Consider the following 13,163-nt stretch of genomic DNA (forward strand, 5'->3'; position numbering starts at 1 on the left):
GGCCCGGCATGCGCCGCGCCCTCACCCTGCTCCTCGCGCTCGCGGCGCTCTTCGTGGCGTGGCTGTTCGCCATCTGGCCGCCCCCCCTCTGGTACCGCACCCACTGGCCCCGGCAGACCGCCTTCATGGCCATGCGCGCCGGCGACACCGTGCCGGTGCGGTACCGCCCCGTCCCGCTCGACTCCATCGCCCCGGTGCTGCAGGACGCCGTGATCATCGGCGAGGACAACAACTTCCGCCGCCACGGCGGGATCGACTACCTGGCGCTGGCCCACGCGCTCGGCTACCAGCGGAGGACGTTTGCCTGGGACAACCCGCGCGACCGCCGGGAGCTCACCGCCCTGCTGCCCCACGCCTGGAGCCGCCGCGACAAGCTGCGCGGCGCCAGCACCATCTCGCAGCAGCTGGCCAAGAACCTGTACCTCAGCGCCTCGCGGAACCCGCTGCGCAAGGTGAAGGAGGCGGTGATCACCTGGCGGCTGGAGTCGGCGCTGGGGAAGGACCGCATCATGGAGCTCTACCTGAACGTGGTGGAGCTCGGCCGCGGCACCTGGGGGGTGGAGGCGGCCAGCCGGCAGTACTTCAAGAAGGGCGCGCGCCAGCTCACCACCGAGCAGGCGGCGGCGCTGGCCGGCACGCTGCCCTTCCCGCTCTCCTCCAACCCCGGCTACCGCCCAGGCCGGATGCGCTGGCGCCAGAACCTGATCCTGCGCCGGCTGCGGGGGGAGCAGGTGGAGGTGCCGACGGTGGAGACCGAGGCGGAGCCGCCCCCGCCCGCGGCCGACTCGACGGCGACGCCCCCCGATTCGGCGCCAGCGCCCCTGGAGGCCCCGCCAGCGGACGAACTGCCCCCGGCCGACACCCTGCCCGCCCCCGCCGATGCGACGGCGGAGACGGCCCCCTGATGCGGAAGCGGCTGCAGCTCTTCACCGTGCGGACGGCCATGCGCACCCTGGGCCGGGTGGCGCCGGAGCGCGCGGCCCGCCTGGCCGAGCGGCTGTTCACCCACCCACCCCGCGCCGCCGCGCGCCCGCACGAGGACGAGTTCCTCGCCACCGGCACGCCGTTCGCCCTGCCGATCTCGGCGGGTACGCTCGCGGCCTGGCGCTGGGGGGAGGGACCGACGGTGCTGCTGGTGCATGGCTGGGCCAGCCGCGCCGCGCGCTTCCGGGTGCTGGTGCCGCGGCTGGTGGCGGCGGGCTTCTCCGCGGTGGCCTACGACGGCCCCGCCCACGGCCGCTCGCCGGGGCAGCACACCAGCCTGCCGGAGTACGCCGCCGCCCTGCTCGAGGTGGCGGCCCAGCTGGGACCGCTGCACGCGGCGGTGGGACACTCGCTCGGCGGCGGGGCCATTGCGGTGGCGCTGGCGCGCGGGCTGGTGCTGCAGCGCGCCGTGCTGATCGCGCCCTTCGCGGCGCCCCCGGAGTTCTTCGACCAGTTCGCCGACCACGTGGCGCTGCCACCCAAGGCGCGGGAGCGGCTGCGCACCAACCTGGAGCGGCGCTACAAGCTCAAGTACGGCGACCTCTACGTGCCCCACCTGGTGCGCGAATTCACCGTCCCGGCGCTGGTGATCCACGACCGCGACGACCTGGACATCCCGCTGCGCGACGGCAAGGCGGTGGCCGAGGCGTGGCCCGGCGCCACGTTCGTGCGCACCGAGGGGCTGGGCCACCACGCGATCATGCGGGATGCCGGGGTGATGGACCGGGTGACGGGGTTCATCGCCGAGGTCAGATGAGGCCGGTGAGCAGCGCGTAGTTGATGGCGGCCGCCCCCAGCGCCACGCCGAGCACGGCCTTCCACCGCGGCGTGAGCAGGTCCATCCCCTGCAGCTGCGTGATGTCCTCGCCCCGCTCCAGCCGCTCCTGCCGGTACCCCTTGAACAGCACCAGCCCGAGCCCGATCACCACGAAGGCGGGGCCGGCCAGCGCCGCGAGCATCGAGAACGCGCCGTCCCGGCGCGCCTGGATCCAGGCCTGGTTGGTCATCCACGCGCTCGCGATGGCCATGGCCAGGCCGACGCCGCGTCGCGCCATGGCGGGGGGGTTGTTCTTGAGGTCCATGGGCGGGAAGAGGGAACCGGGAAAAGGGAAGCGGGAACTGCTCGAGCACCGAACCGCCGAACCGTCGAACCGCCTAGAGTATCTGCTTCCCGAACGCCGACTGCACCAGCTCCACGGCGAACTCGGCGGAGCGGTTGCGGTCGTCGAGGATGGGATTCACCTCGACCATCTCGAGCGAGCTGACCACGCGGGCGGCGGCGAGGGACTCCATGAGCAGCTGGGCCTCGCGGTAGTCGAGCCCGCCCTTGACCGGGGTGCCGACGCCGGGCGCGAGCGCCGGATCCACCGCGTCGAGGTCGAAGCTCACGTGCACGAAGTCGGTGTCTTTCGTGACGTTGGCGAGCGCCTTCTCCATGACGATATGGATGCCGTGGCGGTCGATGTCGGCGATGGTGTAGACGTGCACGCCGAGCGCGCGCAGGTGCTCGCGTTCGCCCTCGTCGACGCTGCGGATCCCCACCAGCGCCACGTGGCCCGGCTCCACCTTGCGGAAGCGGCCGGCGATCTGGCCCAGCGCCGCGGGGCCCAGGCCGAGCAGCGCGGCGAGCGGCATGCCGTGCACGTTGCCGGAGGGCGAGGTCTTCGGGGTGTTGATGTCGCTGTGCGCGTCGACCCAGAGCACGCCGACCTTGCGGCCCTTGCTGCGGGCGTGGGCGGCCACGCCGGAGATGGTGCCGACCGCGATCGAGTGGTCGCCGCCGAGCACCAGGGGGATGTGCCCCTTCGCGAGCACGCCCCGCACCCGCGCGGCGAGCAGCGTGTTGGCGTGGACGATCTCGGCGAGGTAGCGGGCGCGGCGGTCACCGACCTGCATGACCTCCATGTTGCGGATGTCGAGGTCGCCCTCGTCGATGACCTTGTAGCCCTGCTCCCGCAGCCGGTCGTTGAGGCCGGCGATGCGGATGGCGGAGGGCCCCATGTCCACCCCGCGGCGCCCGGACCCGAGGTCCATGGGGACGCCGATGACGTGGATCAGCTTGCGGGAGCGGGGGGCCATGGGGAACCGCGGGAAGAGGGAAACGGGAGGCGGGAAGGACGGGTGGGTCCGGTGCCCGCCTCCCGCGTCCCGCCGTTCAGTCGACCAGCCGGAGCGGCATGACGAGGGTCAGGTACGCCGCCGGGTCGTTCCAGCCCACCGGTTCGCAGGTGGCGGCGCGCTCGGGGCCCTTGAAGGTCAGGCGCACCTCGTCGGTGGGCATGTACTTCATGATCTCGAGCAGGTAGGCGGCGTTGAAGCCGATCTCCATGGTCTCGCCGTCGTAGCTGACGGAGAGCTCCTCCTGCGCCTCGCCCAGGTCGGGGGTCTGCACCGAGAGCTTGCAGGAGCCGTTGGCCAGCCCCATGCGGATGCGGTGGGTCTGGTCGCTGGCGACGATGCTCATGCGCTTGAGGGCGGAGGCGAGGGCCGCCTTGTCGGCGGTCATCATCTTGTCGTTCTCGCGCGGGATGACCTGCTCGTAATTGGGGTACGGCCCCTCGATGAGCCGGGTGTAGACCTGGGTGGTGGCGGAGCGGAAGCCGAGGTGGTTGTCGCTCTTGGCGATCTCGAGCTCGTCCTGGTCGCCGAAGAGGCGGCGGATCTGGTCCAGCGCCTTGGGCGGGATGATCAGGTCGGCCTGGCCCTTGCCGATGCCGGCGGTGACGGGCACGTCCATGCGGGCCAGCCGGTGGCCGTTGGTGGCCACCATGCGCATCCGCTCGGGCCGGAGCTCCCACAGCACGCCGTTGAGGATCGGGCGGCTCTCCTCGGTGCTGGCGGCGAAGGCCACGTGGGAGACCAGCTTCTGGACGTCGCCGGCCTTGGAGCGCCAGGCGGCGTCGAACTTGACGGCGGGGAAGGCGGGGAACTCCTCGCGGGGGAGGCCGAGGAGCCGGAACCTGGAGCGGCCGCACTCGATGGTGGCCCGCTGCTCGCCGGAGCTGGTGAGCCGGATGGCGGCGCTGGGCAGCTCGCGGACGATGTCCGAGAGCTTCTTGGCCGGCAGGGTGATCGCGCCTTCCTGGTCGACGCTGGCCGGCACCGTGGTGCTGACCGCGATGTCCAGGTCGGTCCCGGAGAGCCGGAGCCCGTCCGCGGTGGCCTCGAGGAGCACGTTCGAGAGCACCGGCAGGGTGGTCTTCGTGGGAATCGAGGCGGTGACGGCTTGCAGTCCTTCCTGGAACTGCTCCCGCGTGATCGTGAACTTCATCCCGTTCCTCGGCGTGCAAGAAGTACTACTGTTTCTCTGTTTATTTAAACTAGTAGCAGTAGTAGGCTCTGGGGATATGTCGACAGCCGCCCCAACTCCACGCTGCGTCACCGGTTGGGGGCTTCCGGCCCTGTGGACCGGTTGTGGAGGGTGGGGATGAATCCGGGAGAAGTGCCCCGGTTGTCCCGTCCGCCCACATCGCCCACACCCTCCGTGGACAACTACTGTGCAATCAGCTCCGTGCGCGCGCTTTCGATGCGATCGCGGAAGGAGCGGTCGCGCACCATCTGCCGCTGGACCTTGTCCACGCTGTGGATCACGGTGGAGTGGTCGCGGCCCCCGAACGCCTGCCCGATCTCGATCAGCTGCATCTGCAGGATGTCCCGCGCCAGGTACATGGCGATCTGCCGCGGCACCACCAGGGTCTTGATCCGGGCCTTGGAGCGGAGCTGCTCCGAGGTCACCCCCCAGCGCCGGGCCACCACGTCCTGGATCCGGTCGATGGTGGGCAGGGTCCTGGGGGTGGCCGAGAGGTCGTCGCCGGGCCGGATCTTGTCGGCCAGGGCCTCGCGGGCCAGCTCGATGGACACCTCGCGGTGCTTGAGCGACGCGAAGAGCAGCAGCTTGATGATGCAGCCCTCGAGCTCCCGGACGTTGGAGCGGACGTGCTCGGCGATGAACCGGAGCACGTCGTCCGGGATGGTCATCTCGAGGTGGTCCTGCTCCTGCTTCTTGCGCAGGATGGCGATCCGGTGCTCGAGGTCGGGCTGGCCGATGTCGGCCACCATGCCCCACTCGAACCGGCTCACCAGCCGGGCCTCGAGGCCCGGGATCTCCTTGGGCGGCCGGTCGGAGGTCAGGACGATCTGCTTCCCGGCCTCGTACAGGGCGTTGAAGGTGTGGAAGAACTCCTCCTGGGTGGCCTCCTTGCCTTCCAGGAAGTGCACGTCGTCGACCAGGAAGAGGTCGATGTCCTGCCGGTAGCGCTTGCGCAGCTCCGGCATGGTGCGACGCGAGATCCCCTCGATCACCTCATTGATGAACTGCTCGGCGCTCACGTACAGCACCCGGGTGCCGGGGCTGCGCCGCAGCATGGCGTGGGCGATGGCCTGCATCAGGTGGGTCTTGCCCAGCCCGGTGGCGCCGTAGATGAAGAGCGGGTTGTAGGTCTTGCCCGGGGCCTCGACCGCGGCGTGGGCGGCCGCGGCGGCCAGCTGGTTCGACTTGCCGATGACGAAGGAGTCGAAGCTGTAGCGGTCGTTGAGCGGCTGGTTGCTCGGGTTGGACTGCACCGAGCTGTGGCCGCCGGCGGGTGGACTGACAAAAAAGTCCATCTGCGGCCGCCGCTGCCGGTCTTCCTGGACCCGGAAGGTGACGGTCACGGGCTTCCCGGCGACCGACTCGGCCAGCCGGCTGAGCAGGGCGCCGTGGTTGGTCTCGTTCCACTTGGCGGCGAACTCGTCGGGCACGGCAATGACGAGTCGGTCGTCCTCGAGGGCGACGGCTTCGGTGGGTTCGAGCCACGCGCGCACGACCTTGTCGGGTAGCTTCTGCCCGGCTTCGTCGAGGATGCGCTTCCAGATGTCTTTGGCGGACTGCTGCATGCCACTCAGGAGAGATGAGGCGTTAGCAAGGGTGGCCGAACGTACGGGCCGGATGTGGAAAAGTCAACCTTGACCCGAGAGGGGGGTCCTGGCTAGGTTTGCAGGCTCATTTGAGGGGATTTTCCAATGAATCCGTCATACCGTCCGCGCAACAAGCGCCGGATCGCGAAGCATGGCTTCCGCACCCGGATGTCCACCCGCTGGGGCCGCGAGACCCTGTCCCGCCGGCGCAAGAAGGGGCGGAAGCAGCTCGTCGTCAGCATCGGCTCCAAAGACGGGAGCCGCTGACGCCAGGCGAACGGCGGCCGCGGTCGAGCCGCCTCGCGGGCCGGGCCGAACGGCTCCGGTGCCTCGAGCAGGGTCGCCGGCGCCGGCAGCGCTTGCTGGAGTTCATCTGGATGGACAACATGGTGGGCCACCCACGGATGGGACTGATCGTTCCGAAGTTCCAGTCCAGCGCGGTGGCCCGCAATCGTTTGCGGCGGCGCCTGCAGGAGCTGTGGCGCCGGGAGATCCAGCCCCGGCAGGGCGGGCGGGACCTCCTGATCCGGGCCCGGAAGGAAGCGTACGGCGTGCCGTTCCAGACGCTCAGGACCGAGCTGCTCACCTGGGTGGGCGGGCTGTGAAGTTCGGCGGCGCGACCGCCTGGCGGCTCGACGACTCGGCGGCTCGACGGCTCTTTCCCCGGCCCACCACCCCGCTCGGCTGGCTGCAGGCGCCGCTCACCTGGCTCAGCATCCTCCTCATCCGTCTGTACCAACTCGTCATCTCCCCGGGTCTGCCCTCCAGCTGCCGGTTCGCGCCGAGCTGTTCGGCGTATACCCTCGAGGCGGTGCAGCGCCACGGTGCCCTGTGGGGCATCTGGCTCGGCGCCCGCCGGCTGGTCCGCTGCCATCCCTGGCATCCGGGCGGCTACGACCCGGTTCCCTGACCCCACGCATAGGCACTCATGGACCGCCGTGTGATCTGGGCGATTGGGCTGATGATGGTCATCGCCATCGCCCCCACCTTCTTCCTCAAGCCGCCGGCCAAGCCGGTGGTGACGGCCGCCGATTCGGCGACCCGGCAACCCGGCGACTCGACGGCGCGTGATACCGGGCGGGTGCTGGGCCGCGACAGCGCGTTCGGCCCCGTGGGCGTGGTCGAGCCCGATGGCAGCATCCGCCCCACCGCCGACACCATCACCGTCTCGGGCCCGCTCTACACCTACGCCTTCAGCACCCGCGGCGGCGCGATGGTGCAGGCCACGCTCGCCCGCTACAACGCCCTCGACCCGATCGGGAAGGGCCAGCCGGTCGAGCTGCTGCCCGCCCCGATCCACCAGCTCGCGCTGAACGTCGGCAACGACACGCTGCCGCTGGCCGGGTGGGACTTCACGCCGGTCGGCGGCGCGGCGGCCCGGCGGCTCGAGGCGAAGGGCTCGCCCGAGACGCTCACCCTGCAGGGGAGCCGCGGCGGCGTCACGGTGGAGCTCAGCTACACCTTCCGCCCCGAGGACTACCTGATCGGGGTGCGCGGCCGGGTCAGCGGCCTCGGGCCGGTGGGCGGGCACCTGCTCATCGACATGGGGAGCGGCTTCCGCCAGACCGAGGCCGACAGCGCGGCCAACTACTACGAGTTCGGCCTGGTCACCAAGACCGACGAGTCGCAGCTCACCAAGTTCTCCTCGCTCGACCCGCTGGAGCGGCGCACCATCGAGGGCCCGCTCGAGTGGGCCGCGGTGAAGGCCAAGTACTTCGTGGCCGCGGTGCTGGTGGTCGACTCCGGCGCGGCGCAGCTCTCCGGCGCCACGGCGCAGGCGCTGCCCGCCGCCAAGAAGCCCACCCACGCGCAGGTCACCTTCGGCATGCCGCTCGCGGCCGCCGGCGACTTCCAGTACCGCATCTACCTGGGCCCGATGGAGTACCCACGGCTCAAGGCGATCGGCCACGGCTTCTACGACATCAATCCCTACGGCTGGCCCGGCTTCCGCACCATGATCCGGCCCATCGCGGTGGGCGCGCGCTGGCTGCTGGTGTCCATGCACGAGAACCTGGGCCTGGCCTACGGCATCGTGCTGGTGCTGTTCGGGGTGCTGATCCGGATCGTGCTGTGGCCGCTCAACCAGAAGGGCATGCGCGCCAGCATCCGGATGCAGGCGCTGCAGCCCGAGATGCAGCGGCTGCAGGACAAGTTCAAGGACGACCCGGCGCGGATGCAGAAGGAAGTGATGGAGCTGTACAAGCGCGAGGGCGTGAACCCCTTCAGCGGCTGCTGGCCGCTGCTGCTGCCCTGGCCGATCCTGCTGGCGCTGTTCTTCGTGCTGTCGAACTCGATCGAGCTGCGCGGGCAGTCGTTCCTGTGGCTCCCCGACCTGGCGCTCAAGGACCCGCTCTACATCATCCCCGTGGTGATGGGGCTCTCGATGTTCGCGGTGAACAAGGTGGGCATGGCCGGGATGCCGCCCAACCCGCAGTCGAAGATGATGCTGTACTTCCTGCCGGTGATGATGACGGTGATGTTCGTGAACTTCGCCTCCGGGCTCAACCTGTACTACGCGGTGCAGAACATCGTCAGCATCCCGCAGCAGTGGTACCTGGCCAAGGAGCGGCTCAAGGCGAAGCCGCCGGAAGTCGGCACCAAGAAGGGGTGACGGCGCACCGCCGGGAAGCGGGAAACGGGAAGCGGGAAGGCACGAGGAGCTCACCTCGCCTTCCCGCTTCCCTTTTCCCTTTTCCCCCTTCCCTGCAGTTTAGGGCATGCTCTCCGACCCCATCGTCGCCCTCGCCACCCCGCCCGGCCGCTCCGCGCTCGCGGTGATCCGGCTCTCGGGCACGGGGGCGTTCGGGATCGCGGCGAAGGTCATCCCCTCCTTCCGCGCCGACCCGCCGCGGACCGCGCACTACGCCGCCTTCCGCGACGCCGCGGGGCAGCTGATCGACCGCGGCATCTACCTGGCCTTTCCCGGCCCCCGCTCCGAGACCGGCGAGGACGTGGTGGAGTTCCAGTGCCACGGCGGGCTGGCGGTGCCGGCGCGGCTGGTGGCGGCGATCGAGGCCGCGGGCGCGCGCCCGGCGCATCCCGGCGAGTTCACCCGCCGCGCGGTGCAGCACGGCAAGCTCGACCTGCTCCAGGCCGAGGCGCTGGGCGACCTCATCGACGCGGAGGCGCCGGCCCAGGCGCGCGCCGCGCTGGTGCAGCTCGAGGGGGGCCTCACCCGCCGCATCGCGGCGCTGCGCGCCGGGCTGGTGGAGCTGCTGGCGCTGCTGGCCTACGACGTGGACTTCCCCGAGGAAGACGACGGCCCCGTCTCCCGCGAGCGGATCGAGGCGGCGCGCGCCGCCGTGCTCGCGGGGGTGGAGCAGCTGCTCGGCACCGCGCCGCTCGCCGACCGGGTGCGCCGCGGCGCGCTGGTGGTGCTGGCCGGCCCGCCCAACGCCGGCAAGTCGTCGCTGTTCAACGCCCTGCTCGGGAGCGAACGGGCGCTGGTCACCGAGATCCCCGGCACCACCCGCGACGCCATCGAGGCCCACGTGGAGTTCCACGGCTGGCCCATCCGCCTGGTGGATACCGCCGGCCTCGGCGAGGCCACCGACCGGCTCGACGCGCTGGGCCAGGCGATGGGCCGGCGATTCGTGGAGGGGGCGGATCTGGTGGTGGAGCTGGGCGGCCTGGCGGTTCGGCGGCTCGGCGGTTCGGAGGCTGCACCGCTGCTGGTCCGCGCCAAGGCCGACCTGGGTGGCGAGGGGGAGGGGCTCCCGGTGTCGGCGGTGACGGGGCAGGGGCTCGCCGAGCTCAAGCGCGCCATCGTCGCGCGGCTGTTCCAGTCCGGCGCCGGCTTCGCCGACCTGGAGCCGGCGCTCACCCGCGAGCGCCATCGGGTGGCCCTCACCGCCGCGCGCGACGCGCTCGCGGCCGCCGCCACGCACCTCGGCCTGGGCGGCGAGGCGGTGCTCGCCGCGCACCACGTGCAGGAGGCGGTGCGCGCCCTCGACGCGCTGGTGGGGGTGGTGGATGTGGAGGAGGTGCTGGACAGAGTCTTTGCGTCGTTCTGTGTGGGGAAGTGAGTCGACGGACGGGAAGCGGGAAGCGGGAAGCGGGAAGCGGGAAGAGTGAAGGCGAGGGGAGCTTCTCTCGCCTTCCCTTTTCCCGTTTCCCTTTTCCCCTTATGCTGACCCCATGCAGATCTCTGCCCTGCATCTCTACCCCGTGAAGTCCTGCGCCGGCCTGAGCCCCGCCGCCTGGCCGGTGGACGCGCTCGGCCTCCAGTACGACCGGCGCTGGATGGTGATCACGCCGCGCGGGGAGTTCCTGACCCAGCGCGAGGTGCCGGCGCTGGCGCTGGTGATCCCCGAGATCCGCCCGCCGCACCTGGTGCTGCGCTTCCCGGGGCAGCCGGAGCTGGTGACGGCGCTGGCCCCGATGGGCGGCCGGCCGGTGGCCACGCAGGTGTGGGATGATCCGCTCCGCGTGGTGGCGCCCGACCACAAGGCCGACGCCTGGTTCTCCGACGTGGTGGAGCAGGAGGCGGTGCTGGCCTACTTCCCCGAGACGGTGATCCGCCCGGTGAATACGCACTGGGCGCCGCGCGGCGGCCGCACCGGCTTCGCCGACGGGTTCCCGTTCCTGCTCGTGGGCGAGGCCTCGCTGGCCGACCTCAACGCCCGCCTGGCCGCGCCGCTCCCCATGAACCGCTTCCGGCCCAACCTGGTGGTGTCCGGCAGCGCGCCCTTCGCCGAGGATGGCTGGCGCGAGGTCACGATCGGCGGTATCCCGATGGAGGTGGTGAAGCCGTGCGCCCGCTGCGTGATCACCACCACCGACCAGGCCACCGGCCGGCGCATGGGCGACGAGCCGCTGCGCACCCTGGCCACGTTCCGGCGCCAGGACCAGAAGGTGATGTTCGGGCAGAACGTGGTGCACTACGGGACGGGCACACTCCAGGTGGGCGATGCAGTGAGAGTCGGGTAGATTGGCGGGAAGCGGGAAGCGGGAAGCGGGAAGCGGGAAGCGGGAAGCGGGAAGCGGGAAGCGGTCGGGTCCCGGGCTCCATCCAGGCATCACCCAACCTCACTTCAGCGACGTCCATGACCCCCACCCTCCTCGGCATTCCGTGGGACGCGAGCTCGTCGTTCCAGCGGGGGCCGGCGCTGGCACCGGCCGCGATCCGCGCGGCGCTCCGCTCCGATTCCACCAACGGCTGGAACGAGGAGCCGGCGGACGCCCGCGCGCTGCTCCAGGACGCCGGCGACCTGGCGCTCCCCACCGACGGCCCGCTGCCGCTCGAGGCGATCACCGCCGGCGCCCGCGCGCTGCTCGAGACCGGCGCGGTGCCGATCTTCCTGGGCGGCGACCACGCGGTGACCTGGCCGCTGGTGCGCGCGGTGCGCCCCCGCCACGAGCGGCTCACGATCTTCCACCTCGACGCCCACCCCGACCTCTACGACGAACTCGACGGCCGGCGCGACAGCCACGCCTGCCCCTTTGCGCGGATCCTCGAGGAGGGCGGCGCGAACTACCTGGTGCAGGCGGGGATCCGCACGCTCAACGCGCACCAGCGCGACCAGGCCCGGCGCTTCGGGGTGGAGATGGTGACGATGCGGCAGGGACTCGAGGCGATGGTCACCGCCGCCCGCCGCCTGGCCGGGCCGGTGTACCTCTCGGTAGACCTCGACGCGCTGGACCCGGCGTTCGCGCCGGGGCTCAGTCACCCCGAACCGGGGGGGCTCAGCACCCGCGAGCTGCTCACCATCCTGCAGGCAATCCCCAAGGGCCGCATCGTCGCCGCCGACGTGGTGGAGCTGAATCCGATGACCGACCTCCGCGACCTCACGGCCAGGGTCGCGGCGAAGGTGATTGGAGAGATCGTGGGGAGGGTGGGGTAGGGACAGCGGGAAGCGGGAAGCGGGAAGCGGGAAAAGGGAACATCAGATCGATGGAGAGGTGCCGCGAACCGCCCTACCGCCCTACCGCCCTACCGCCCTACCGCCCTACCGCCCCTCGTTATGCGACCCGTCGCAGAACGGCTTGGCCTTGGAGCGTCCGCAGCCGCAGAGCTTGACGGTGCCGGGTTTCTTGGGGGTGGGCTGGGGGATCTCGCGGCCCTCGCCATCGACGAGGACGACCGGCGTTTCGATGAGGATGCTGCCGGAGGGCTTGATGGTGATGCGGACCGGCGCGTCGCTCATGCCGTCTGGACGCCCCGGGCCTGGTCTTCGGCGACCTGGAACTCCTGGGCGCTGGCGCGCAGGGCCTGGGCGATGCCCCGCTCCTGCACCAGGGCCTCGGACATCCGGTGCCCCAGGTAGTAGCCGGAGCGCTCGGGCAGCACGCGGCCGGCCACCAGGCGTGCCGAGGGGCTCATGCCGCCGCTCAGGTAGCGGAGGCGGAGCCCGATGCCGCGGCCCTCGAGCTCGGGCTCGACCACGCGGCGGAGCAGCGACTCGAGTTCGCGCAGGCGGCGGTACTGGCGGCGGGGATAGCCGAAGTAGTTGGCCGGGTCGAGGCCGGGCGCCACCGCCTGCGCGGCATGGACGGCCAGGCCCTCGTTGAGCAGCAGCTCGCGCAGGGTGGCCCGGCTGCCGGTGACCCAGTAGTCGTAGTAGCCGCCCTGGTCGGCGACGATGCGCTTGAGCTCGCTCTGGCTCTGCGGCGAGGTGTAGCGGACACAGTGCGCCAGCTCGTGTGCCACCCAGAGCGGGATCAGCTCCGGCGGCAGGCCCATGCCGTAGGTCTCGGGGTTGGCCCGCCCGGTGAAGTGCTCCAGGCAGATGAACGCCACGCCCCGCCCTCCCACCACCAGCTCGCCCGCGTTCGCGGCGCCCATCCCGACCATCAGGTAGACGTCCGTCGGCCGGTCCACGCCCAGCAGGTCCTCGGACTGGGCAATGGCGTCCTCGACGATGCCCGCGACGTCGGAGCTCTCGAGCAGCTCGTAGAGGTCGGAGCGGTCGGCGTTGAGGGCGTGGGTCATGACCGCGCGCGCCTGCTGGCTCTCGAGGTCCAGCACATAGTTGTGCCAGTACGCGGAGAGCACGGCACGATGCGCGTTCAGGTACTGCTCGAACGCGGCGTCGCGGTCAGTGGCTTTCAGGACGGAGAGGAATTCGGGGACGAGATTGATCAGCACGTGCGCAAATATCGGCGGTTGACGTGAAGGCGCAAGCCCCGTTCTCCTTGCCAGAATTGCCCGGACGCCTTGACAGTGGCGGACCGAGTGTGAGACAGCGCACAGACGGACGGCGCGCGGGGGGAAGGGCCATCATTCTTCCCGCTTCCTCTTCCCTTCAGCCTCCCTACTCCTCGCCGGCGGGGCGGATTCCCTC

The 13,163-nt window shown here is 71.1% G+C and carries 15 protein-coding genes; 9 read left to right on the top strand and 6 right to left on the bottom strand.

Features of this window, described 5'->3' with window-relative positions; translation table 11 throughout:
- Window positions 1-8: 8 nt before the first annotated feature.
- Window positions 9-905 carry a transglycosylase domain-containing protein gene (locus tag IPJ95_05825; protein MBK7923140.1) on the top strand — a complete coding sequence of 299 codons (897 nt, stop codon included), beginning with the start codon at window positions 9-11 and terminating at the stop codon, window positions 903-905.
- Window positions 905-1,741 carry an alpha/beta fold hydrolase gene (locus tag IPJ95_05830; protein ID MBK7923141.1) on the top strand — a complete coding sequence of 279 codons (837 nt, stop codon included), beginning with the start codon at window positions 905-907 and terminating at the stop codon, window positions 1,739-1,741. The genes IPJ95_05825 and IPJ95_05830 overlap by 1 nt, the downstream gene beginning before the upstream one ends.
- On the opposite strand, the gene IPJ95_05835 is transcribed toward IPJ95_05830, so the two are convergent.
- From IPJ95_05835 to dnaA, 4 genes are all read right to left on the bottom strand, one after another.
- On the bottom strand, window positions 1,734-2,066 hold the full coding sequence (locus IPJ95_05835; GenBank protein MBK7923142.1) for a hypothetical protein: 333 nt from the start codon (window positions 2,064-2,066) through the stop codon (window positions 1,734-1,736). The two genes, IPJ95_05830 and IPJ95_05835, sit on opposite strands and share 8 nt — an antisense overlap.
- 73 nt (window positions 2,067-2,139) lie before the next feature.
- A complete protein-coding gene (gene rocF, locus IPJ95_05840) occupies window positions 2,140-3,063 on the bottom strand; it encodes an arginase (GenBank protein MBK7923143.1) in 924 nt (307 codons plus the stop codon).
- A gap of 76 nt (window positions 3,064-3,139) precedes the next feature.
- Window positions 3,140-4,255, bottom strand: coding sequence for a DNA polymerase III subunit beta (gene dnaN / locus IPJ95_05845; GenBank protein MBK7923144.1), 1,116 nt, complete (start codon window positions 4,253-4,255; stop codon window positions 3,140-3,142).
- A gap of 221 nt (window positions 4,256-4,476) precedes the next feature.
- Window positions 4,477-5,859 (bottom strand): chromosomal replication initiator protein DnaA, encoded by a 1,383-nt coding sequence (dnaA, locus tag IPJ95_05850; GenBank protein ID MBK7923145.1) that lies wholly within the window; start codon window positions 5,857-5,859, stop codon window positions 4,477-4,479.
- Between the two features lie 126 nt (window positions 5,860-5,985).
- On the opposite strand from dnaA, the gene rpmH reads away from it, so the two are divergent.
- The 7 genes from rpmH (at window position 5,986) to speB (ending at window position 11,723) form a co-directional block, all read left to right on the top strand.
- Entirely contained in the window at window positions 5,986-6,147 is a 162-nt protein-coding gene (rpmH, locus tag IPJ95_05855; GenBank protein MBK7923146.1) for a 50S ribosomal protein L34, read from the top strand.
- 110 nt (window positions 6,148-6,257) lie between these two features.
- Complete coding sequence (gene rnpA / locus IPJ95_05860; GenBank protein MBK7923147.1) at window positions 6,258-6,485, top strand: ribonuclease P protein component; 228 nt, start codon at window positions 6,258-6,260, stop codon at window positions 6,483-6,485.
- Between the two features lie 83 nt (window positions 6,486-6,568).
- Window positions 6,569-6,790, top strand: coding sequence for a membrane protein insertion efficiency factor YidD (gene yidD, locus IPJ95_05865; protein MBK7923148.1), 222 nt, complete (start codon window positions 6,569-6,571; stop codon window positions 6,788-6,790).
- A 30-nt stretch (window positions 6,791-6,820) separates the two neighbouring features.
- Window positions 6,821-8,491, top strand: coding sequence for a membrane protein insertase YidC (yidC, locus tag IPJ95_05870; protein MBK7923149.1), 1,671 nt, complete (start codon window positions 6,821-6,823; stop codon window positions 8,489-8,491).
- Window positions 8,492-8,597: 106 nt separating this feature from the next.
- On the top strand, window positions 8,598-9,905 hold the full coding sequence (mnmE, locus tag IPJ95_05875) for a tRNA uridine-5-carboxymethylaminomethyl(34) synthesis GTPase MnmE (protein MBK7923150.1): 1,308 nt from the start codon (window positions 8,598-8,600) through the stop codon (window positions 9,903-9,905).
- Between the two features lie 112 nt (window positions 9,906-10,017).
- Window positions 10,018-10,809, top strand: coding sequence for an MOSC domain-containing protein (locus tag IPJ95_05880; GenBank protein MBK7923151.1), 792 nt, complete (start codon window positions 10,018-10,020; stop codon window positions 10,807-10,809).
- A 116-nt stretch (window positions 10,810-10,925) separates the two neighbouring features.
- Window positions 10,926-11,723 carry an agmatinase gene (gene speB, locus IPJ95_05885; protein MBK7923152.1) on the top strand — a complete coding sequence of 266 codons (798 nt, stop codon included), beginning with the start codon at window positions 10,926-10,928 and terminating at the stop codon, window positions 11,721-11,723.
- Window positions 11,724-11,828: 105 nt separating this feature from the next.
- Here speB and IPJ95_05890 read toward each other — a convergent pair whose 3' ends face one another.
- Both IPJ95_05890 and IPJ95_05895 read right to left on the bottom strand, forming a co-directional pair.
- The gene (locus IPJ95_05890) at window positions 11,829-12,026 is read right to left on the bottom strand and encodes a CDGSH iron-sulfur domain-containing protein (protein ID MBK7923153.1); all 198 of its coding nucleotides are present in this window, start codon (window positions 12,024-12,026) and stop codon (window positions 11,829-11,831) included.
- Window positions 12,023-12,967, bottom strand: coding sequence for a hypothetical protein (locus tag IPJ95_05895; protein ID MBK7923154.1), 945 nt, complete (start codon window positions 12,965-12,967; stop codon window positions 12,023-12,025). Before IPJ95_05895 ends, IPJ95_05890 begins: the two co-directional genes overlap by 4 nt.
- Between the last annotated feature and the right edge of the window lie 196 nt (window positions 12,968-13,163).

It is taken from the genome of Gemmatimonadota bacterium, assembly GCA_016713785.1.
In the GTDB taxonomy this organism is placed as follows: domain Bacteria; phylum Gemmatimonadota; class Gemmatimonadetes; order Gemmatimonadales; family GWC2-71-9; genus JADJOM01.

Excerpts from the sequence above, each read along its gene's own strand:
- IPJ95_05825 (MBK7923140.1), top strand. The coding sequence starts at position 9 with ATGCGCCGCGCCCTCACCCTGCTCCTCGCGCTCGCGGCGCTCTTCGTG.
- IPJ95_05830 (MBK7923141.1), top strand. The coding sequence starts at position 905 with ATGCGGAAGCGGCTGCAGCTCTTCACCGTGCGGACGGCCATGCGCACC.
- IPJ95_05835 (MBK7923142.1), bottom strand. The coding sequence starts at position 2,066 with ATGGACCTCAAGAACAACCCCCCCGCCATGGCGCGACGCGGCGTCGGC.
- rocF (MBK7923143.1), bottom strand. The coding sequence starts at position 3,063 with ATGGCCCCCCGCTCCCGCAAGCTGATCCACGTCATCGGCGTCCCCATG.
- dnaN (MBK7923144.1), bottom strand. The coding sequence starts at position 4,255 with ATGAAGTTCACGATCACGCGGGAGCAGTTCCAGGAAGGACTGCAAGCC.
- dnaA (MBK7923145.1), bottom strand. The coding sequence starts at position 5,859 with ATGCAGCAGTCCGCCAAAGACATCTGGAAGCGCATCCTCGACGAAGCC.
- rpmH (MBK7923146.1), top strand. The coding sequence starts at position 5,986 with ATGAATCCGTCATACCGTCCGCGCAACAAGCGCCGGATCGCGAAGCAT.
- rnpA (MBK7923147.1), top strand. The coding sequence starts at position 6,258 with ATGGACAACATGGTGGGCCACCCACGGATGGGACTGATCGTTCCGAAG.
- mnmE (MBK7923150.1), top strand. The coding sequence starts at position 8,598 with ATGCTCTCCGACCCCATCGTCGCCCTCGCCACCCCGCCCGGCCGCTCC.
- IPJ95_05880 (MBK7923151.1), top strand. The coding sequence starts at position 10,018 with ATGCAGATCTCTGCCCTGCATCTCTACCCCGTGAAGTCCTGCGCCGGC.
- speB (MBK7923152.1), top strand. The coding sequence starts at position 10,926 with ATGACCCCCACCCTCCTCGGCATTCCGTGGGACGCGAGCTCGTCGTTC.
- IPJ95_05890 (MBK7923153.1), bottom strand. The coding sequence starts at position 12,026 with ATGAGCGACGCGCCGGTCCGCATCACCATCAAGCCCTCCGGCAGCATC.